Raw genomic sequence first — 20,945 nt, 5'->3', positions numbered from 1 at the left:
TATTTATTCATGAGTATTGATTTACATTGCCATTCCACCATTTCCGATGGGGTGCTGACTCCAGAAGAAGTTGTTCAACGTGCCCATGCCAACGGTTGCACGATGCTGGCGCTGACTGACCACGACCACACCGGCGGGCTGGCTGCAGCTCGTAAACAGGCAGAATTATGTGGCATCCAATTAATCAATGGCGTAGAAATTTCCGTAAGCTGGCGCGGGCGAACTATACACATCGTTGGCCTGAATATTGCACCCGAAGATGAGCTGTTGCAAACCTTGCTGCTGCGCCTACGCAGCGGCCGGCTACAACGATTACAGGCCATTGCCAATAAACTGGAAAAAAAAGGTATCAGGGGTGCCTATGAAGGCACACTGGCACAGGCCACTAATATTGACATGGTAACACGCACCCATATAGCTGATTTTCTGGTTAATAGCGGCCATGTAAATAAAAAAGCAGATGCTTTCCGCAAATATCTTGCCGATGGTAAATCGTGCAGTGTCCGTCATCAATGGGCAGAACTGACCGAGGTTGTCGCTGCCATTCGCCATGCAGGGGGCATTGCAGTGATAGCTCACCCCATGCGTTATGAACTTTCGGCCACGGCACGACGTAATCTATTCAGTGAATTCAAAGCTTGTGGTGGAGTAGCTATAGAAGTACACAGTGGACGTTCTGGACTCAACGATCGTCTAAACTATGCCTTAATGGCACAACAATTCGGATTTTTGGCCAGCTGTGGCAGCGATTTTCATCGAGATGGTGATTTCGGCGGTGGCTTACTAGGCAGCTGCCCAGAATTACCACCTATCTGCGTACCAGTCTGGCATCATCTGACAGATTAACGGCATATGTGATTTAATTCAGACAAGGGAAATCTTATAGGCCTGGATCACCAAATGCATATTGACGGTTTACTTAGTGCAAACAAAGTTTATCAAGCATTGTGTTATTGCAGCAGAAATACCCTCCGTTTGCTGCCAGCCCAGAGGCACACAAACATTAATGTAAAATTGTTAAACCGTCTTCCCGCTTTTTATTCGATGCCAATACAATTCAAATATTTGTATGCATAAAAACAGCGCATCATTCAACAAAGCAAATAAATTATACCGATGGGCACCCTGACCATCATCAACGCATTACCTCAAAAAATAATAAAGCTACATTTCTAACGGATACTTGCATCATTTTTCTGATTATATTTCACAATCCATAGCCGCAATCACAAATAAGATAGCTGTTATACTGAGAGCATTTGGCTGATTCAGCTAAACTCTCAATATAATCAACCCTGAGGATAAAGAATGAAATCTCGTGCCGCCGTGGCCTTCGCACCGGGTGAAGCATTAAAAATTGTAGAAGTAGATGTTGCACCGCCCAAAGCGGGAGAAGTTCTCGTCAGAATTACCCATACCGGTGTCTGTCATACCGATGCTTTTACTTTGTCGGGTGCCGATCCAGAGGGTGTATTTCCGACGATACTAGGCCATGAAGGCGCTGGTATTGTGGTAGAAGTAGGTGCAGGGGTAACTTCGGTCAAACCAGGTGACCATGTGATTCCTCTCTATACCGCTGAATGTGGTAAATGCTTATTTTGCCGCTCAGGCAAAACCAATTTATGCACCGCAGTGCGCTCTACTCAGGGTAAAGGACTGATGCCAGATGGCACCACACGTTTTACCTATCAGGGTCAACCCATTTATCATTACATGGGCTGTTCAACATTTAGTGAATATACCGTTGTCGCGGAAGTTTCATTGGCCAAAATCAATCCAGCCGCCAGACCGGAAGAAGTGTGTCTGCTCGGCTGCGGCGTCACCACCGGCATTGGTGCGGTACACAACACGGCTAAAGTGCAAGCAGGCGATAGTGTGGCCGTATTCGGGCTGGGTGGTATTGGATTGGCTGTGGTTCAAGGGGCACGGCAGGCTGGTGCTGGACGGATTATCGCCATTGATACCAATCCGGCCAAATTCACGCTAGCCAGACATTTCGGCGCTACCGAATGCATCAATCCTGATGATTATGAAGAGCCCATCCAGCAGGTTATTATCCGTCTCACCGAATGGGGTGTGGACCATAGCTTTGAATGCATCGGCAATGTGGACGTAATGCGAGCAGCACTAGAATGTGCTCATCGTGGCTGGGGGCAAAGTATTATCATCGGTGTAGCTGGTGCCGGCCAAGAAATTGCCACACGCCCTTTTCAGCTGGTTACCGGACGTATTTGGAAAGGTTCTGCATTTGGCGGCGTGAAAGGCCGGTCACAACTTCCTCACATGGTGGAAGAGGCCATGCAAGGCAAAATTGAGCTATCACCTTTCATTACCCATACCTTACCACTAGCCGAAATCAATCAGGCTTTTGAGCTAATGCACAGCGGAGAATCTATCCGCGCCGTGATTTACTATTGAATCCACACCTTGCTATGGTTTCAATTTTAATCATAATACTGCGGTAAATCATATTCATCCCACGAGCAGAACGGATAAGCTACCATGACTGAAATCACACTGCTGAACAAACATAAACTTTTTAATGGCGAACAACGGCGCTACCAACATTACAGCCACTTCAACCACTTCAACATGACTTTTTCTATATATTTGCCATCACGTGCATTACAAGGGTACGCACTGCCCGTAATCTATTGTCTTGCTGGCCTTACCTGCACTGATGAAAATTTTTCCATCAAAAGTGGCGCCCAGCGTTTTGCTGCTGAGTGGGGCATCGTTCTGGTAATGCCCGATACTAGCCCACGCGGAGCAGAAGTTGCCAACGCCGATAGTTACAGTCTGGGACAGGGAGCCGGTTTCTACCTCAATGCCACTCAACAACCTTGGGCACAGCATTATCAAATGTACGATTATGTAGTCACAGAACTACCCGAACTTATCGAAAAGCATTTTCCTGTTACTAGTCAGCGCAGCCTGTGTGGGCATAGCATGGGCGGCCATGGTGCATTAATGATTGCACTGAAAAATCCACAACGCTATCTTGCTGCATCAGCATTTGCTCCCATTGCCCATCCCATGAACAGTGCATGGGGAAAAGAAGCATTTAGCACTTATCTGGGCAATAATCAGGCTGAATGGGTAGCTTACGACAGCACTGAGCTTATTCAGCTATACCCACCATCCTTACCCATTCTGATTGATCAAGGTAGTGTAGATGAATTTTACCCTGAACAATTACATCTGCAGGATTTCATAGTAGCAGCTAAAAGCAAAGGAGCTAATATCCGTTATCACCTACGTGAACATTACGATCACAGCTATTATTTTGTCAGTACCTTTATCGAAAGTCATATCAGCTTTCATGCTGAAGCATTCGGTCTATAGGTCATCAGGCTTCAATCACAGATTCACGCGCAAAGGTTTTCTCACAATAATGACAGCGTAAACGGGTTTCGCCATGGCTCAATCGCACTGTAAAACGGCTTTGTACCGGTTCACCATGGCTGGCACAATTGCTGTTCGGACAGCGAAAAACCTCAGTAATGGCTTCTGGCAACGTGAGCATGCGTTTACGCACCACTTTAAAATTTTCAATATCATTGACAGTTGCTCGAGGTGCAAACAAAGCCAGACGGTTAGCCGCTGCATCATTCAGAAAATGACCAGCTATTTTAATGATATCTTTGCTGCCACTGGACTGGCTACTCAGATTAAAACCCACTGTAACCGCATTACCGGAATGCAGCAACTTGAACTGGCGCAGAATATTCAGCCCCTGCCCTACCGGAATGTGATCAATTACCGTACCGTCTTTAATCGCCTCAATACTTAATCTGGTCTGATTCATCATTGCTTTAACCTCGTGCACTGTCCGCATCAGTTTCTTCATTCAAAATTGCTGCCAAAATCGCCTGACGCGCATACATACCATTATTCGCTTGCTGAAAATAATAAGCATGAATACTCTCATCGACATCCGCATGAATTTCATCTACCCGTGGTAAAGGATGCAGAATTCGCATATTCGGTTTTGCCTGCTTCAACATAGCCGCACAAAGACTAAAATGACCATTAATTCGTGCAAATTCTTGCTCATCAAACCGCTCCCGCTGTATACGTGTCATATACACAATATCAGCCCAAGCCAGCGCTTCCTCAAGATCATCTGATGTGCGACAGACAACCCCGTTCTCTTCCAGCTGTTCACAGATATAATTTGGCATGGACAGAGTGGGAGGAGATACAAAAATAAACTCACAGCCCCAACGGCTCAGAGCCTGAGCCAGTGAGTGTACTGTGCGCCCATATTTCAAATCTCCAACCATGGCAATCTTCAAATTCTGCAAAGTTCCCTGTGTTTCGTATATCGTCACTAAATCCAGTAAAGTTTGCGACGGATGCTGATTTGTACCATCACCAGCATTAATCACGGGAACATGAGCAAATTCACTAACAACACGTGCTGCACCGTCTTTAGGATGGCGCATAATAATTGCATCAGCATAATTACTGATAATTCGTGCCGTATCAGCCAAAGTTTCGCCCTTTTTGGCACTGGTATTGGCACCATCAGCAAAACCGATAACTTTTCCTCCCAGCCGTTGAATCGCCGTCTCAAACGACAACCGGGTTCGCGTAGAAGGCTCAAAAAAACACGAACCAATTAATCGTCCCTTCAACAACTCAGTCTGCGGCTGCCGCTTTAACTGCAACGCAAGCGTCAGTAAGAACTCTAGTTGCTCTGTGGATAAATCATTTATTGAAATAAAATGTTGACGAAAAAGCGGATTAGCCATAATTTAACTTTCAGCATCTAACAACAGGCATAAAAAAACCCGCTTAGAAACGGGTATACATACGGTCATTAACTGTTCAAAAGTAACAACTGCTTCAGACACAACAATAAGCTGGCTGCAAATATTGTCATTTTTCAGTTACTCACATATTAAACTATGTGAATTATCTCATAAACACTCCTACGGTAAAAGCCAGCCACTTTGAGTTACAATAAACAAATCATTGCCTATTTACCCCTGATTACATTGATTTACCATCAACTGGCACTGAACGTGCCCCTCTACCCATTGCTAACATACGCCCATCCAACTACCTTGCCGGCAGGAACAAGGGTAGCCGTACGCTTTCGCAACCGATTGGTAGCAGCCATAGTATGGGAAAGTGATATACAGCCGGAAATAGACCTTAGTAAAATACGACCCATTGAGAACATTTTATCGGATGGCTGGCAATTGCCCGCAGACTGGCGTGCACTACTTAGCTTTACTGCGCGCTATTATCATTATCCTCTTGGACAAGCCGTGATGGCGGCCCTACCCAAAGGTCTGCGTCAGCCTCAAGCCGTGCCATTACCGAAACAAGAACACATTTACAGCCTCAATGCCCTTGGATGCATCCAGCCAGCACCTCCGGCTCGTTATCATAAACAAAATGCATTATGGCAGAGACTATTAGCCGCTCCAGCCACTCTGCACCAGCTTAAAACCATACATACTCAGGCATCACAATATCTTAAACAGTGGCAACAACAAAACTGGATAGAAGCCAGTCACATACCAGCTTGTGGACCTGTACCGACCAGCCGGCATCAGCTCAATCAGCAACAGCAACTAGCCAGTGCAGAAGTACAAACCAGATGTGGGCAATTTGCCCCATTTCTATTGTATGGCATTACTGGCAGCGGTAAAACCGAAGTCTATTTCGACATCATGGCCAATATAATGCAGCAAGGTAAACAGGTACTGTTTTTGCTGCCCGAAATCAACCTCACACCGCAGCTTATGCAACGGGTACGCCAGCGTTTTCCACATACAGTTACTACTGTATTACACAGCCAGACCGCAGCCGGACAACGTACCACCAACTATCTTCAGGCAGCTCTGGGGCAGGCAGCTCTGGTCATCGGTACACGTCTGGCCATATTTACCCCCATGCCTAATCTAGGCCTGATTGTTGTCGACGAAGAGCACGATTATTCATTTAAACAAGAAAGTGAATTACGCTATCAGGCACGTGACCTAGCTGTCTGGCGTGCGCGGCAGGCAGCCTGTCCAGTGGTACTGGGTAGTGCCACTCCGTCATTAGAAAGCTGGTATAAAACGCGGCACGGAGATTACCAATTACTGCAACTGAGCGAGCGGGCACACTCCAACGCCCAATTGCCACAAATACATTTACTCGATATCCGCCGCTTACCACTGGATAATGGTATCAGCGATATCATCAAGCAAAAACTGCAAACCAATGTCGCTCGCGGTGGTTTAAGCATGGTTTACCTAAACCGAAGGGGTTTTGCCCCAGCTTTATTCTGCGATGCTTGCGGTCATACTTTCGGCTGCCCGAATTGCTCCGCCAAACTGGTTTTACATCAGCATGCAGGTCAGCTACGCTGCCATCATTGTGATTTTCACCAGCCCATACCCCCATCCTGCCCGGAATGTGGCAATCAGGACTTGACCGCCGTTGGACAAGGCACTCAGCGCATTGAAGAATACCTGCAGCATCTACTCCCTAGTGCACGCATTCTTCGGGTAGACCGTGATAGCACTGCTCACCGACAAGACTGGTCGGAAATCTATCACACCATTATGCGTAAAGAAGTAGATGTATTGGTCGGCACCCAGATGCTGGCCAAAGGCCATGACTTTCCCCATCTCAATCTAGTGGTAGTTTTAAATGCAGACAACAGTCTCTATAGCGCCGATTTCCGTGCTCCTGAACGTTTATTTGCCGAATTAATGCAGGTAAGTGGCAGAGCCGGCAGAGCCGACTGCACTGGTGAAGTATGGGTACAAACGCGTCAGCCGGAACACAAAGTGTACCAAGCTTTGGCGGCACAGAATTATGTAACTTTCGCCACGGCAGAACTGGCAGAAAGACAAGAGCTGGGCATGCCGCCATTTAGTTATATGGCCGCCATCCGCGCAGACGCTCACACCATGCACGAGGCGCAACAGCTTTTACGGCAAGCACAACAAGGAATCGAGCAGCAGCATGCATTACCAGCCAATGTCAATGTCTTCGGTCCAGTACCGATGCTAATGGCCCGACTGGCTGGGTACGAACGCGCACAAGTATTTCTAGAAAGTAAAAACCGGCGAGACCTACACCGCAGCATTTCATTATGGCAAAATTGGCTCCTGCATCTGGAAAAAAGCAACCCTCATACACGTTGGCTGATAGATGTCGACCCACTGGAAATGTAGCTATACTCCATATATATTTTTTCCTGAGAGTTTGCTTAAGGCTATTCCATACCAGACATGCGTTTCAAGTATCGGAACAACTAAACAGTCATTCTAATTTTCACAGTTACTCATAATTTACAAATATAATTATCAAAAAAAAACGGTCGCTAGCTGGGACAGCAAACGACCAGATTTATTCAAATAATTTGTTTAAGCGCGACCGGTCAGACCGTGCCATGCGCGCGAAAGCCAAGATTTCTGTTTTTTCTGACGCGTCACTTCATTACCATCATAACCAACTTGTGACTCTTTCGGAAATGCACCAAATGGCTTAACAGCATAATTTTCCAGTTTATAACCAGCATCCAGCGCCTCCTGATAATACTGATCAAACAATTCAACCAGATCCTTACGCGGATGAGGCAAAATATCACTGTCAAACCAATGTTTCTGACCAGCAGCGGTTAGACGCGGTATGGAGTATTTATGACTGAACTGCGTACCCATGTCTGAATAATGCAGAATTTTCATCTGTTCTATCGGCATCCCTTCTCCATCGACACAATTCCAAGCAGCCTTATAAGCCTGTACCCATTCCGGATGTTGCTTAAACTTTGCCATCATTTTCTTATGCGAATCAGGGTCAGCACGCAAACTAGCCAGCTCAGGCAAAATCGATTTAGCTTTGGCGCAATCCCAGACACAAGTACACAATCGAGTAAATCGTTTACCCTTAGCATGATCATGTACTTCTTTAGCCGCAACAATCGCTTCGCCTTCAATCGGATGTGCCCACAATTCCGCTATATCAGCCAATACAATCATATCCGCATCCATATAAATGGCGCGTCCCTCATAATTACAGGCGGCCGGGATCCCCCAGCGAAAACCGGAAAATGGCGTTGCCCACTTTTCTGTATGCCAGCCTGCACCCGTTTGTGGATCAGAATACCACGGACTGTTCGGATCATGACTTAATTGCATCCAGACGATTTCTACCGGCCGCGATGTGTGTTTGTGGATACTGTAATCCACCACCATCATCTGCTCCAGATCACAGTTATTCGGGTCACAACCCACAAAAACCTTAATAACATCGTTGCTCATGCATAGACTCCCGATTTCGCTTACATTTTAAGAATAATTGTAATATTACAGCAAAAAATACCAAGGCAAATGATAAAAATAATCAAATAACACTTGATTTGGGGCAAATAATGCCACAACACTAGACTAAAATTTGCCACATCTAAATCATAACTCGCTACGAAATACTAACCTTCAGCCTACCCAAAACCATACTTAACCAACATTATCAGCCACTGTCTTAAAAATATTATAAGACTCAAGCAACTTATCCATATCATAAATATAGCTGACTGCCATCACTTCATCCGGCTGAAAACGCAAGACATATGCTTCTAACTGCTGCTGAACTGTTTCTGGTGCGCCCAATAAAGTACAAGCGGTAAAATTTCGTACGTAGGCTTCTTCTTCAGGTGTCCACAAACCATCCATAGTCGGTACTGGCTGATGCAGCGCTTTCCGATTATTCCGAATCAGCCCCAGCACAGACTGCAACTGCGTCGTTTGTAAATAAAGAGCCTCATCATCAGTAGCAGCCGCCACCAGATTTAGACATAGCATAAAAAAAGGTGCAGCCAGTTGAGCAGAAGGCTGGAATCGCTCACGGTAAATAGCAGCTGCCTCATCCAGAAAACGCGGAGCAAAATGCGCCGCAAAGACATAAGGCAAACCCAGACTGGCTGCAAGATATGCACTGTCGGTGCTAGAACCCAATATATATAAGGGAATATGAGTGCCCATACCCGGATAAGCCTTTACTAACCCCTGCTGTTGCTCATCACCTAGATAACGTTGCAACTGCACCACATCATCCGCAAATTTAAGCGAAACATCGTTCAACTGGCGCCTCAGAGCAGCAGCGGTTACTCTGTCTGTTCCAGGCGCTCTCCCCAGCCCTAGATCAACTCGGTGCGGATAAATTGTAGCTAGAGTGCCATATTGTTCAGCCACCAGCAACGGACTATGGTTAGGCAACATCACACCGCCACTGCCTACACGAATATGATGCGTATGGCTTAACGTATGGCCGATCAATATCTGTGTCGCCGAACTGACCACCATCGGCATATTATGGTGTTCAGCAATCCAGTAGCGTACAAACCCCAGCTGTTCGGCTACCTGTGCCAGTCGCAACATATCCCGTATTGCCGAAGCTGCCGTACCATTGTCTCGACGCGGCACCAGATTCAAAATTGAAACAGGTATCGCCATAAAACTTCCCGTCTTTAAAATATACAACAGAGACTAAGTTATTCCGTTCTTCATCAAATTACAAATATATTCAATTCAAATACAAAAAAACCACTGCAGGAAACATGCAGCGGTTTAAAAAAACTGATAAAAAATTATTCTGGCAATAGTTCAATTTTACTAGGGTCCCGACCTTGCTGCTTCAACGATACCACTGAAGTAAACAGCATATCACTGGAAGAATTCAGAACAGTTTCGGCAGAATCCTGAATCTCGCTGATAACAAAGCCAATGGCCACAACCTGAGCTGCAATGGCTGGATCAATTCCGAACATACTACACGCCACCGGAATCAACAGTAACGAACCTCCCGGTACACCGGAAGCGCCAAGTGCACATACTGTAGCCAAAATACTTAGCAATAATGTCTGAATAAAGCTTACATCCATCCCCAAAGTATGCACAGTAGCCATCGTCATCGTCGTAATTGTAATAGCTGCGCCATTCATACTCATCGTCACACCCAAAGGAATAGAAAGTGAGTATATTTCTTCGGGCAACTGCATACGCTGAGCTAGACGAATATTTACTGGAATATTGGCGGCCGAACTACGAGTAAAAAACGCCGTAATGCCACTATAACGCAGACATGTAAATACCAATGGATAAGGATTTTTACGGAAATTCAAAAACACAATCAGTGGATTGATTACCAAGGCCACAAATACCATCAAACCGAGTAATACACCAATCAACTCCAGATAATTTTTTAATTTAGCCAGACCATCACTAGTAAAATGTGAAGCCACCAAACCTAGAACTCCGTAAGGAGCAATGGCCACCACCAGCCGTACCACCCAGATAGTTGCATCAGACCAGTTTTTAATTACCGATTTAGTTGCTTCACTACTGTGACGCAAAGCAATACCCAATGCCGTCGACCACGCTAAGATACTGAGGAAATTGCCAGTAGCCAACGCATCGACAGGATTATCCACAAACTTAAGGATAATATTCATCAGAATCTCAGCTACACCTTCGGGCGGTTTCTCGGAAGCCGGCGGCACATCCATCACCAAATGCAGTGGATACAAATAACTCACCGTTGAAGCCAGTATTGCAGAAATCAGCACCGTTATAGCATACAGCCAAGCCACCGACTTAATACTGGAAACATTATCAAACTTATTATTGACAATCGAAGATATCACCAGTACGAAAACCAGAATAGGTGCAGCAGCACGCAAAGCCTGAATGAATACCCTACCCAGAAATTCCAGTTTAACCCCGTATTGCGGTAAAAAAGCCGCGATAAACGCGCCAATAATCATACACACTAACATGCGTACAATCAGATTACTCTTAAACAATATCCATAAAAGTTTCTTCATTCACAATCCTTAGTTACAGCCGGATAAAACATATGTAAAACAGATTAAAAACCATCCAGCCATGCAAAAAAATTCATTGCATCAAATCAAGTTTTTGAATCCATTTCCATCCACCTCCACAACAGCCTAAACTTAACAGAAAACCATTACTACTTAGCAGCTGGATAACAAGTTTAGCATTAAAATAGCCCAAACCTACGAATAAACATATAACAACCAAAATAGTTAAAAAACAGCTGCTCTTAATTAACTCATCTCAAATAGATCAAACAGCCCAAAATATTAAAATGCTATACTGCAAACCTCAAAATCGCCCGATACAGCAATCAATGAACAAAGCTTCACAAAATTACATCTTATGTATGAAATGGGGTCAAAAATATAGCGCGGAATATGTCAACCGACTATATCACATGGTTAAACGTAATCTGACACTGCCATTTACCATGATTTGCCTGACAGATGACGCGAGCGGCATCCATCCTGCAATTCAATGCCATCCACTGATACCATTAAACTTGCCTGCAGGCTTACCAGAACGCGGCTGGAACAAACTGACCACTTTTAGTGCCAACCTGTTCGGTTTACAAGGCACAGCCCTATTTTTAGATATAGATATCGTTATCATCGATAACATCGATTGCTTTTTCACCCAGCCATCCAGCCGTCCCGATGAAGTCTGGATTATCCGTGACTGGAAAAAACCTTGGCGCAAAATTGGCAACAGTTCTGTTTATCGATTTCAAATTGGTGCGATACCAGATTTAATGGATTATTTTCGCAATCATTTTCAACAAATCCGGCAACAATTCCGCCATGAACAGGCTTTTTTATCATGGTATGTGCGTGAACATCATCAACTTAGCTATTGGCCAGAAAATTGGTGCCTGAGCTATAAGTACAATGTTTTAAAAAAAATGCCTTATGCAATATGGCAAGCACCGGAAAAACCTGATTTTGGTAAAATCATCGTTTTTCATGGCGAAGTTAATCCTCCCGATGCCATCAAAGGTGGTGGAGGTAAATGGTACCGTAAAATTTTACCGGCTCCTTGGCTAAAAAATTATTGGCAATAATAACAAACCACTATGAAAACAGTTCAGACTCACAGTAAATTCTTCATTATTGGTAATGCTGACGAACAAAACTCCATAGCACACCTGATTCAGGATGATGACATTGTAGTCCGCTTTAACAACCCCAATCCAAACTGCACGCTTAAAGCAGATTGGATATTCATTGCCAATGGTTACACCCAGATTAGACATCTGGTAATCGAACATCAATTTTTAAAACACGAAACTCAAATATTTTTCCGCTATAGTAAAAAAGATATTTTCTATAGTCGCTACCAGAACATCCCTATGCATAAACGCATAAAATACCTATGGCGTTTTCCCAAATGGATAAAAAAATCGCAATTGGATCAATATTTCATCAACACCATACCAAGCAAAATTTACCGCCACTGTGCTGACTCACTGGGTTTCCGTCAACCTAGTACAGGACTTCTTGCCATTGATTATATTTGCCAGCAGTACCCAAAAAATACCGTATATATTCACAACTTTACTAGTGAAGGCTGGACCGGACATAACTGGAACGACGAAAAACAACTAATCCATACTTGGGTAAAAACAGGGAGAATAATTACTATTTAAAAACTTCATTTATGCGTCAAGGCAAATAAAGCTGATTTCAACATCAATTTAGCCGCTTTATCCCACATATGAGTACGCAGCAACAACAAAATTGTTGTACGAATTGACAAACGTTTCACGACAAAAAGCTCAGCCGCCTTGTGCAAAATTGCCTTTTTTTCTTTTTCTGGCATAGTTGTTTTTGCAAGCTTCCGGCATAAACGAAAATAGTACAAATGAGCCTTATACAGCAAATAAGCACAACATTTCTCATCACCTACAATAGTTTCAGCATAAAATGCTTGAGTGAGATAAGCTTCAATACCATAAACCTGCTTTAGACTCATTTTCTGCACAATAGAATTTGGCCATATACGATAATGCACCAAAACCTGCGGATAATAAAAATAAGTTTGGCATTCATGCAGCAGACTAGGTGTATTCGCAATATCTTCGTAGGCAGGAATAGTAAAACGGCAAACTTTTGTCGCCAACTGGCGTCGGAAAACTTTATTCCAGAAATAATGTTTCCCATCCATAATAGCAAGATGGAATAAGTTTCCATTTTTCTGATGCAGTAAAGTATTGGCCGGAGCAATCGATAAATGCTCCTTCGATTTTAACTTACCAGTATTATCAAAAAATACATCATAATCAAATAGAAGCACATCTGGATGGTATTGTTTCAAAATACCCATAATCTGTTGGACAGCTAGTGATTCAACCTTATCATCCGAATCAATAAACCAAATATACTCAGCTTGAGTTGAATGTAAGAGACATTGGCGTACCTGCGTAATGCCTTTATTTTCCTGACCACACAACACGCGAATAAACGCATCTGTGTAAATTTGCTGATATTTTCGGATAATAGCCAGCGAGTCGTCCTGCGAACAATCATCATAAAAAATCACTTCAACATTAGCCGGCAAATTTGGCAATAAAGATTCCAGCAATTCAGGTAGATAAACTCCTACATTGAATACCGGAATCAGAATACTTAACTCTATTTTGCCCATATCAGCGAAAATATCCTTCATCTCCCACAAACTTATTCTTCAAAATCACTTTGTATAATAGGTACCATTAGTCGTTGCGCACATCTTGATACAGACAGCTGACGACAGCCCATACGTAACTGCGCTGCCAGCCGACGGTATTTAAAACATAAATAATGATAAAAATGGTTAGCCTGTGGTTTAACATTATTTTCAGGTGTTATCGTTGAAACAAAAGAAACAGGAGGGTTCAAACCATAATTAGCACATTGATCCAGTTGAATGGCAGCAGCCGGATAAACCTGCCAGCCATTTAAGTCATAGGACCGGCATAAAAAAGCGTCAGCCAATGCCGGAGCCGCAAACTGTGCTCTGTTTACCAGCTTACGTGCTCCTGATGGAAATAAAACATAAGCAGCAGCACCTGTTCGATCCTGATATAAACGCCGCAATTCATAACCCGCAATCAAAGCCAAGCTTTTTCGATCCAGCCACTTTCTCCGGTGCCTAGTTTCCAGATTCACATAATCTAACTCACAAGTCGTAGAAGATATAGTTGTCAAAAGTTCAGCCGTTTTATGTGAAAGCAACGCATCATCTTCAAGAATTAACCAAGGCTGACCAGTTTCCAAAACAAATTGCCAGGCTGCTTTATGGCTCAAAAAACAGGCTAATTCTGCCGGACGTAATTTACGCTCCCAACCATTTGCCTGATGCTCATACTGATCAGATAATATATCTTTCGTACTCACCGCATCCAGACGCCGCATGGGAATCTGTAAATGAGTTAGCTGCTGACGCTGGAATCTCAGTCGCTCGGCAGAATGTTCCAGATTAATTACTAAAGCAGAAATCATCTGTTACTTTCATTACAGATATTTATTACAATGAACCATCAAGTCGGTTTGGAAACAAAATATTCTCAATTTCAAGAATCCTATCCATCCGGCGCTGTACCTTACTTTTTCGAATAGAAAACAATTTTCCATTGGTTCGCAGATTTTCATGAACCACCCGCGCGGCCTGCAACTGCTCTATATAAACCCGTTGTTTGGGGGCGAGTAAATTATCCTCACGATCAAAAATCCAGCAAAAGCCCACTGGCAAATGAGCAACTTTATAGCGAGGATGTGCAGAAGCTTGGTCTGCCGCAATTACAGATTGTAATACCTCTTGATCCCATATTGTCGGCTGAGCAATACACTGACGGTTCCATTCGGCCAATAAATGTCTGGCAGCAGCTGTATCCTGAAAAAATAAAGTAGCAGAAACTAAATGACCATCACCCAAATCATAATAAACAGCTATATCACAATCCAGACCAGCCAAATATTTCAACGGTGAAACATGGAAAACCGCATCCACATCGACATACAACATCGGACCACTCACCAAATCGCGCTCATGCATCAAATAGTTCGACTTAAAAGAAGTATTAGCTTCCCATCCCCCCTTACTGGAAATCGTTGTAATTTTAACTTTGATATTTAAACGCTCAGCAGAGGCACACATCCGTTTCGCTTCATGCGTATAAAACTCATCATCCGTATGATAAGCCACCACTGTCACCCCATCAGCAACAGAAGCTTTCATCTCTTCCGTTACCACTTCAGCTAGCGGTACCACAACCCGACGATTCTTCGCACGCCAAGCATATTCCCTACCCAGTTTAACCATTATTAATATTCTCAAACATGAACGAGATTAATTATAACCGCGACCAACCATACATGCGTATTACATCCAGTCTGCGTCGCCAATGTCGCCCCTTCACAAAAAATCTTATAAATTTTTGCCAAAATGTCAATTTAAAGCGCACTCGATGAGGAATATCAGAATCCAGTGACTGAAATGCCAATGGTTCAGCCAGAAATCCCTCTTTTAACAAACCACCACAATAATGCCAAACTTTATCGATCGGATAAAAAAGATTATCACTGGCCAAAAGCATTTGTTTTGCCCCTTGCAAAGAAACAATATAACAACAAGCTAAAGAGGGAGCAAAATCACATTCACAGGCAATCATCCCATTATGCAAAGCATGTAAACGATAAATTTTCCACTTAACAATTGCCTTGACCTCCATCATTCGCCAAGCTTTACGCTTTATCACTTGCCAAAATGCTGGACGAATAAGGTGTTTTTGGGAAAGTGATTTTTTAATTTCCACAGCATCAATATCATAATATGGGCGCTTCAAAGTCAGATTCAAAAAATCAAATGAATGATAATTTTTTTCTTCAGCAATTAAAGAAACCAGCTCAGAGCTCAACTGAACATCATCTTCCAGCACTAAAGCAAAAGGAATACTCTCAGCCACCATCCGCTGCCAGACGGCTCGATGAGATAAAGCACAGCCAAACTCTCCGTTAACAGCCTTACGTTTACACTCCAAGGCAAATCTTGGCTGATTTAAAAATACTTTCTGCTCATCCGTTAAACAATTACCATCAACAGCACTGATTCGTTCGAAATCAATCCCCAAATTCCCCAATTGCCGTTTAACGTAAATTAACCTATCTGAACGTCTATCCAGATTTATTAAAAAGGTTTTGAGCATTTATTCAACACCATACCAACTAAATCATAATTTATTCATAAATTATAACCAAAAACCACAAAACAATTCACAGATATTGTTTCTCTTAAAACCACTGAAACCAACATATACTGCTAAAATACGAATCTAACTTAACCAATAACCCCTATCAGATTCACAACAATTTAAAACCACAACTCTCCAAAAGTAATTTAACAATGCCGCAACAAACTATTATTCTAGCTATGTCGAGCTATAGCGACTTCGCCTGTGCCATCAAAAATCATCTAGAATATCATAATTACAAAGTTATCTTTATTGACAGTACTTCAGAAACACTGAAAAAAAAGATTGAAGCTAATTTTCATTATCCCAGTCTGAAAACGCATATCATTAATACTATCCGAAAAATATTTTTGTTCGACTTCACCTATAAAGCTGAACTGAAAGAACAAATCTATCATCAGGAACTATATGAGAACACCCAGAAAACACTAGGAAATTATAATTATGACTATACACTGGTTATACGTCCGGATCTGTTTTCCATCGCAACATTAGAGCTTCTGAAAAGCCATACAAAAAAGAAATTTATAGGCTATCAGTGGAATGGTATCAAACGCTTTCCCAAAACCATTCCAACAATAAATTTGTTCGATCGTTTTTTTGTATTTGATCCTTTAGATGTAAATAATCCGGAATATAGCCAATTTCATTTGAAAGGGATGAGTAATTTTTATTTTGACATGTACCATCCACAACCAGTACCCCATAAAGGGCTCATTGCCTACTTTGTAGGCTTACATGTTGACAACAGAACAAAAGCCCTTCAAACCTGTGCAAAAGCACTGATAGAAAATGGCGTGAATTTAGATTTCAATATCAAATTGCGCCCGTCCGAAGCAAGCAAAGCAGTCCAATATACAGAACAAAACATATGTTTAATTGCTCAAAATATTTCTTTTGAAGACAATTTAAAGCACGTTAATAAGGCTGACATACTTATAGATATCGTTAACCCAATACACAATGGCTTATCATTTAGAGTATTTGAAGCCTTGTACTATAGGAAAAAATTAATTACTAATAATTCATATATAAAGAATTATGATTTTTACCATCCTGATAACATTTTTATCTGGACAGAAGAAAAAGACTTGCAGCAATTAAGTGATTTTTTAGTCAGACCATTAATCAGCATTCATCCTGATATCATATCGAAATACAGTTTTGCCAATTGGATAAAAAATATTCTGGACGATTCACCTTACAAAGAAATATCAGTTATATAACATTGAAGCTACTGCCCAATATAGCTAGGCTAAAACCTTACATGCTTAATTGAAAATGAAAGGATTGAAATACAAAATACAGATACGTAAATCTTTTAAAAACCGTATCTTGTATTTTGTATATAAGAACTATTATCAAAAAATCAGTACAGTTTAATCATTAAAAATTCAATAAACAACATTTGAAAAATTAGTAATATCAAAATAAAACATGAAAATCAATTATTTACAATAACTAAATGTTAACATCTGCTGAACTTCTGTTTTCACCAAACTGCATACGGTGTAGCACTGCATAACGACCATTTTTGGCTAACAAATCCTTATGTTTACCTTGCTCAACAATTCTACCCTGATGCATCACCACAATATTGTCAGCAGTTTCAATAGTTGAAAGCCTATGAGCAATAACAATTGTAGTCCGATTTTTCATCAAAGTTTCCAGAGCTGATTGAACCAGCCTTTCAGATTCTGTATCCAGTGCACTAGTAGCCTCATCCAGAATTAAAATAGGCGCATCTTTTAACAGTGCACGCGCAATGGCTAGTCTCTGTCTCTGACCTCCAGAAAGTTTCATCCCCTGATCACCTACTTGAGTTTGTAAACCTTCAGGCATATTACTAATAAAAGACCAAGCATTAGCGGCCTTTGCCGCCTGAATAATATCAGCCTCTGAAGCCTCAGGACATCCATAAGTAATATTATTGGCTATAGTATCATTAAACAAAACCACATCCTGACTTACCAGTGCCATCTGAGAGCGAAGACTTTTCAGCTCAAAATCTTCTACATTAACTCCACCAATAGTTAATTGACCACTAGTCACATCATAAAACCTAGGAATCAAATTAACAGTAGATGTTTTACCGCAGCCTGACTCTCCTACTAACGCAACAACACTACCCTGTTTAATCGTCAGACTTAAATGATCAATCGCGTTTTTATTTGCTTCACCGTAACGTAATGTTACATTATTAAAAGTTATATCACCTATCGGTGAAACAAGCTGTTTTACCCCAAGATCTTTTTCTTCAGGCTCGTCCAGAAAATGGAAAACACTATCTGCAGCCATCAAACCTGTCTGCAACACACTAGACATATTAGTAATTCGCTTTAATGGATCAAACATCATCAGCATAGCTGATAGAAAAGACATAAAATCACCGGCAGTAAATCCTGCATGACTGGCTCTTTTAGCAGCAACATACAAAATAATCGATAAAGAAGTTGCAATTAATAATTGCGTCACAGCACTGCCTATAGAAGTATAAGACTGGCGTCTTACTGCAAGGCTTCGTAATGCTTTATTAGTCTTTTCCAAACGATTCTGTTCATAATTTTGACCGCCATAGATACGTACCACTCGAGTACCATCAATGGATTCAGACAAAATCTGCATCACCTGACCAAGATCATTTTGACTTCGTGTAACCAATCGACGGATGCGTTTATTAATAATCCTTACACACCACGCAATCAAAGGAATGGTCACAAAAGTAATTAACGTAAGTTGCCAATCAAGATAAAACAACCAGATTAATAAACCAAGAACGGTAACACCGTCTTTAGCAAACACAGTAATCACATCAAAACCGGCTGCAGTAATCCCTTTGGCGTCATTCGTAATCCGTGACATCATACGCCCACGGCTATTTTCCTGATAGTAGCCGATTGGAAGCATCATCATTTTGGCAAACAAATCCCTCTGAATTACCTGAACCATCTGATTCGAAATATATGCACTAGTGTATTCATTAATATAATTAGCAATACCACGAAAAATAAATAAACCGACAATTTCAAATGGAACCCATTTCATGGCTTCCATGTTTTTTTCGACGAATCCATTATCGATGATTGGTTTCAACAAATAAGCAAACAGAGGCCCTGTTACCCCTACCACAACCATAGCCAGCACAGAGATAAAGAAATACTTTACAAGTCCCCGCATATAGGGGAACAACCTCTTATACAGATTCTTCGGTGAATAGGCATTGGTTTCTTTACTTTTTTTCATTCGTTACCTAGAACAATCAAAACATAAATGTTATATAAGTTTAATATAGATCATTAATACATTGTATTAATCAAAATCTTTCAAATACAAAAATTTTTAAAATATTAAACACCGCAAGCAATTATCCAAGCTAATTATCCTATCTAGCCTAAATCATCACATCAATCATAACTAAGTATATTCTACCAAAACAAAAAAATCTTGCATGGAAAGTTTAAAAAGATTCATATTTATTGATAATAAAAAATATTGATTAGTTCATATTAAAATTAAGAAAACATCTATATTAGATAGTAATGAATTTAATTATAAACAAACATACCTATTCTTAAGAAATAGGCAATGGCTAGTAATCAATTAAAACTTTCTAAATAAAATTTAATACCAAATAATCTCGCAATATTGATTAAAAAAAACACTACACTTAAAATAATTAGTTTCAAATTGCCAAAAATTCTAGTTTAAATTTGTTTCATGAGAAATAAAACTATTTTATTAGCCATGCCACCAAGTAATGGTATCGTAGACTTAATTGCAAAAAATTTGCAATTTCATGGGTATGAAGTATTTCGTGTGGATAGCATATTAAATTTTGAATATGCAAGCATCAAAGACCGAATATCCAATTTTTTTATTAAGCATGCCTTACGTAACAATAATTACAAAGAAAAATTAAAAGCGAAACAATGTTTAAATAAAGCAGAATTACTAATTGGAAACAAACAATATGATTACACTATTGTTATCCGACCAGATTTATACCCTAAAAGTGTTTTAGAAATGTTAAAACAGCAAACCAAAATTAAATTTATAGGATATCAATGGGATGGACTTAAAAGATTTCCGGTAATAAATCTTATACATTTATTTGATAAGTTCTATATATTCGATCATACAGATATAATAAATAAAGAATATAAAAAATACCATCTACATAAGACTACAAATTTTTATTTTGATATGCTTACGCCCCAAAATATAAAAAATGATGTGATGCAGGCTTATTATATTGGAGATCATCAAACTTGTCGCGTACAAGCAATTGAGCAATGCATAACAAATCTTACCGCCAATGGAATAAAAACGAAGTTTATTATCCCTACAAGCAAAAGAAAAGATATTAATTGCTATCAATCTAAGCATATCATTTTTGGCAAAGAAAACCGAATTAATTATTTTGAAAATTTAAAAAATGTGAATTCATCAGATATACTGGTCGACTTTGTAGTTGGAGGACATCATGGTCTTTCTTTTCGTCATTTTGAAGCTCTTTATTATCAAAAAAAATTAATTACAACAAATACATATGTTAAAAATTATGATTTCTATCATCCAGAAAATATATATATATGGGAAGATAAAACACATAATGATATTAAAGATTTTCTAAAAGAACCTTTTAAACCAATAAAAGCAGAAATATTCCAAAAATATAGTTTCAAAAACTGGATAGAACAAATCCTTTACTCTTAAGCTTAATAAGGTAAACTATTAAAATATAACAAATACCTATAAATTTTTTGTTTTATATGATTTTTTATATACAATTTGCTCGTAAAAAGTTATACTAAAAAATTGATTTAAATAAATTTTACAACTAGCAATTTTTCTGACGCAAAGTAATA

The 20,945-nt window shown here is 40.7% G+C and carries 18 protein-coding genes; 8 read left to right on the top strand and 10 right to left on the bottom strand.

What is annotated here, in order from left to right; all coding sequences use genetic code 11:
* The first annotated feature begins 9 nt into the window (after nucleotides 1-9).
* The 3 genes from BHC43_RS05060 (at nucleotide 10) to fghA (ending at nucleotide 3,345) form a co-directional block, all read left to right on the top strand.
* A complete protein-coding gene (locus BHC43_RS05060) occupies nucleotides 10-846 on the top strand; it encodes a PHP domain-containing protein (protein WP_100141166.1) in 837 nt (278 codons plus the stop codon).
* A gap of 462 nt (nucleotides 847-1,308) precedes the next feature.
* Nucleotides 1,309-2,418: an S-(hydroxymethyl)glutathione dehydrogenase/class III alcohol dehydrogenase gene (locus BHC43_RS05055; RefSeq protein ID WP_100156689.1), complete on the top strand. Its 1,110-nt coding sequence runs from the start codon at nucleotides 1,309-1,311 to the stop codon at nucleotides 2,416-2,418.
* Between the two features lie 93 nt (nucleotides 2,419-2,511).
* Nucleotides 2,512-3,345, top strand: a complete 834-nt coding sequence (gene fghA, locus BHC43_RS05050; protein ID WP_180297429.1) for an S-formylglutathione hydrolase — start codon at nucleotides 2,512-2,514, stop codon at nucleotides 3,343-3,345.
* 4 nt (nucleotides 3,346-3,349) lie between these two features.
* Here fghA and pyrI read toward each other — a convergent pair whose 3' ends face one another.
* Nucleotides 3,350-3,808 (bottom strand): aspartate carbamoyltransferase regulatory subunit, encoded by a 459-nt coding sequence (gene pyrI, locus BHC43_RS05045; RefSeq protein WP_100156721.1) that lies wholly within the window; start codon nucleotides 3,806-3,808, stop codon nucleotides 3,350-3,352.
* A gap of 7 nt (nucleotides 3,809-3,815) precedes the next feature.
* Nucleotides 3,816-4,757, bottom strand: a complete 942-nt coding sequence (pyrB, locus tag BHC43_RS05040) for an aspartate carbamoyltransferase (RefSeq protein ID WP_100156687.1) — start codon at nucleotides 4,755-4,757, stop codon at nucleotides 3,816-3,818.
* A gap of 246 nt (nucleotides 4,758-5,003) precedes the next feature.
* On the opposite strand from pyrB, the gene BHC43_RS05035 reads away from it, so the two are divergent.
* Nucleotides 5,004-7,184 (top strand): primosomal protein N', encoded by a 2,181-nt coding sequence (locus tag BHC43_RS05035; protein ID WP_100156720.1) that lies wholly within the window; start codon nucleotides 5,004-5,006, stop codon nucleotides 7,182-7,184.
* 192 nt (nucleotides 7,185-7,376) lie between these two features.
* Here the strand turns inward: BHC43_RS05035 and BHC43_RS05030 are convergent, their stop codons facing one another.
* The 3 genes from BHC43_RS05030 to sstT all read right to left on the bottom strand — a co-directional run bounded on the left by BHC43_RS05030 (nucleotide 7,377) and on the right by sstT (nucleotide 10,834).
* Entirely contained in the window at nucleotides 7,377-8,273 is an 897-nt protein-coding gene (locus BHC43_RS05030) for a glycosyl transferase (RefSeq protein ID WP_100141162.1), read from the bottom strand.
* Between the two features lie 195 nt (nucleotides 8,274-8,468).
* Nucleotides 8,469-9,464 carry an LLM class flavin-dependent oxidoreductase gene (locus BHC43_RS05025; protein WP_100141161.1) on the bottom strand — a complete coding sequence of 332 codons (996 nt, stop codon included), beginning with the start codon at nucleotides 9,462-9,464 and terminating at the stop codon, nucleotides 8,469-8,471.
* A 134-nt stretch (nucleotides 9,465-9,598) separates the two neighbouring features.
* Nucleotides 9,599-10,834, bottom strand: coding sequence for a serine/threonine transporter SstT (gene sstT / locus BHC43_RS05020; protein WP_100141160.1), 1,236 nt, complete (start codon nucleotides 10,832-10,834; stop codon nucleotides 9,599-9,601).
* 413 nt (nucleotides 10,835-11,247) lie between these two features.
* On the opposite strand from sstT, the gene BHC43_RS05015 reads away from it, so the two are divergent.
* Nucleotides 11,248-11,910: a hypothetical protein gene (locus BHC43_RS05015; RefSeq protein WP_218966466.1), complete on the top strand. Its 663-nt coding sequence runs from the start codon at nucleotides 11,248-11,250 to the stop codon at nucleotides 11,908-11,910.
* Between the two features lie 12 nt (nucleotides 11,911-11,922).
* Nucleotides 11,923-12,495, top strand: a complete 573-nt coding sequence (locus BHC43_RS05010) for a hypothetical protein (protein ID WP_100156685.1) — start codon at nucleotides 11,923-11,925, stop codon at nucleotides 12,493-12,495.
* 5 nt (nucleotides 12,496-12,500) lie between these two features.
* Here the strand turns inward: BHC43_RS05010 and BHC43_RS05005 are convergent, their stop codons facing one another.
* The 4 genes from BHC43_RS05005 to BHC43_RS04990 are packed head-to-tail and all read right to left on the bottom strand — an operon-like array spanning nucleotide 12,501 to nucleotide 16,032.
* Complete coding sequence (locus tag BHC43_RS05005) at nucleotides 12,501-13,493, bottom strand: glycosyltransferase family 2 protein (RefSeq protein ID WP_180297427.1); 993 nt, start codon at nucleotides 13,491-13,493, stop codon at nucleotides 12,501-12,503.
* A gap of 32 nt (nucleotides 13,494-13,525) precedes the next feature.
* Nucleotides 13,526-14,329 (bottom strand): glycosyltransferase family 25 protein, encoded by an 804-nt coding sequence (locus tag BHC43_RS05000; RefSeq protein WP_100156683.1) that lies wholly within the window; start codon nucleotides 14,327-14,329, stop codon nucleotides 13,526-13,528.
* A gap of 25 nt (nucleotides 14,330-14,354) precedes the next feature.
* On the bottom strand, nucleotides 14,355-15,149 hold the full coding sequence (locus BHC43_RS04995; RefSeq protein WP_218966465.1) for a putative nucleotide-diphospho-sugar transferase: 795 nt from the start codon (nucleotides 15,147-15,149) through the stop codon (nucleotides 14,355-14,357).
* 31 nt (nucleotides 15,150-15,180) lie between these two features.
* Nucleotides 15,181-16,032 carry a glycosyltransferase family 25 protein gene (locus BHC43_RS04990; protein ID WP_100156682.1) on the bottom strand — a complete coding sequence of 284 codons (852 nt, stop codon included), beginning with the start codon at nucleotides 16,030-16,032 and terminating at the stop codon, nucleotides 15,181-15,183.
* Between the two features lie 197 nt (nucleotides 16,033-16,229).
* Here BHC43_RS04990 and BHC43_RS04985 point away from each other — a divergent pair, with 197 nt between their 5' ends.
* Nucleotides 16,230-17,303 (top strand): hypothetical protein, encoded by a 1,074-nt coding sequence (locus tag BHC43_RS04985; RefSeq protein ID WP_100156681.1) that lies wholly within the window; start codon nucleotides 16,230-16,232, stop codon nucleotides 17,301-17,303.
* A gap of 235 nt (nucleotides 17,304-17,538) precedes the next feature.
* Here the strand turns inward: BHC43_RS04985 and msbA are convergent, their stop codons facing one another.
* Nucleotides 17,539-19,320 carry a lipid A export permease/ATP-binding protein MsbA gene (msbA, locus tag BHC43_RS04980; protein ID WP_100156680.1) on the bottom strand — a complete coding sequence of 594 codons (1,782 nt, stop codon included), beginning with the start codon at nucleotides 19,318-19,320 and terminating at the stop codon, nucleotides 17,539-17,541.
* Between the two features lie 474 nt (nucleotides 19,321-19,794).
* On the opposite strand from msbA, the gene BHC43_RS04975 reads away from it, so the two are divergent.
* Nucleotides 19,795-20,793, top strand: coding sequence for a hypothetical protein (locus BHC43_RS04975; protein ID WP_100156679.1), 999 nt, complete (start codon nucleotides 19,795-19,797; stop codon nucleotides 20,791-20,793).
* Nucleotides 20,794-20,945 lie beyond the last annotated feature (152 nt).

This window comes from Snodgrassella alvi (assembly GCF_002777855.1).
GTDB classification, from domain to species: Bacteria; Pseudomonadota; Gammaproteobacteria; order Burkholderiales; family Neisseriaceae; genus Snodgrassella; species Snodgrassella alvi_E.
This window is presented reverse-complemented; position numbering and strand designations above follow the sequence as displayed.

Bases quoted from the DNA above. Each gene is read 5' to 3' on its own strand.
- sstT (WP_100141160.1), bottom strand. From the start codon at position 10,834: ATGAAGAAACTTTTATGGATATTGTTTAAGAGTAATCTGATTGTACGC.
- BHC43_RS04995 (WP_218966465.1), bottom strand. From the start codon at position 15,149: ATGGTTAAACTGGGTAGGGAATATGCTTGGCGTGCGAAGAATCGTCGG.
- BHC43_RS05005 (WP_180297427.1), bottom strand. From the start codon at position 13,493: ATGGGCAAAATAGAGTTAAGTATTCTGATTCCGGTATTCAATGTAGGA.
- BHC43_RS05025 (WP_100141161.1), bottom strand. From the start codon at position 9,464: ATGGCGATACCTGTTTCAATTTTGAATCTGGTGCCGCGTCGAGACAAT.
- pyrI (WP_100156721.1), bottom strand. From the start codon at position 3,808: ATGAATCAGACCAGATTAAGTATTGAGGCGATTAAAGACGGTACGGTA.
- BHC43_RS04975 (WP_100156679.1), top strand. From the start codon at position 19,795: ATGAGAAATAAAACTATTTTATTAGCCATGCCACCAAGTAATGGTATC.
- BHC43_RS05055 (WP_100156689.1), top strand. From the start codon at position 1,309: ATGAAATCTCGTGCCGCCGTGGCCTTCGCACCGGGTGAAGCATTAAAA.
- BHC43_RS05030 (WP_100141162.1), bottom strand. From the start codon at position 8,273: ATGAGCAACGATGTTATTAAGGTTTTTGTGGGTTGTGACCCGAATAAC.
- BHC43_RS05000 (WP_100156683.1), bottom strand. From the start codon at position 14,329: ATGATTTCTGCTTTAGTAATTAATCTGGAACATTCTGCCGAGCGACTG.
- BHC43_RS05010 (WP_100156685.1), top strand. From the start codon at position 11,923: ATGAAAACAGTTCAGACTCACAGTAAATTCTTCATTATTGGTAATGCT.
- BHC43_RS05015 (WP_218966466.1), top strand. From the start codon at position 11,248: ATGGTTAAACGTAATCTGACACTGCCATTTACCATGATTTGCCTGACA.
- BHC43_RS04985 (WP_100156681.1), top strand. From the start codon at position 16,230: ATGCCGCAACAAACTATTATTCTAGCTATGTCGAGCTATAGCGACTTC.
- pyrB (WP_100156687.1), bottom strand. From the start codon at position 4,757: ATGGCTAATCCGCTTTTTCGTCAACATTTTATTTCAATAAATGATTTA.
- BHC43_RS05060 (WP_100141166.1), top strand. From the start codon at position 10: ATGAGTATTGATTTACATTGCCATTCCACCATTTCCGATGGGGTGCTG.
- BHC43_RS04990 (WP_100156682.1), bottom strand. From the start codon at position 16,032: ATGCTCAAAACCTTTTTAATAAATCTGGATAGACGTTCAGATAGGTTA.
- msbA (WP_100156680.1), bottom strand. From the start codon at position 19,320: ATGAAAAAAAGTAAAGAAACCAATGCCTATTCACCGAAGAATCTGTAT.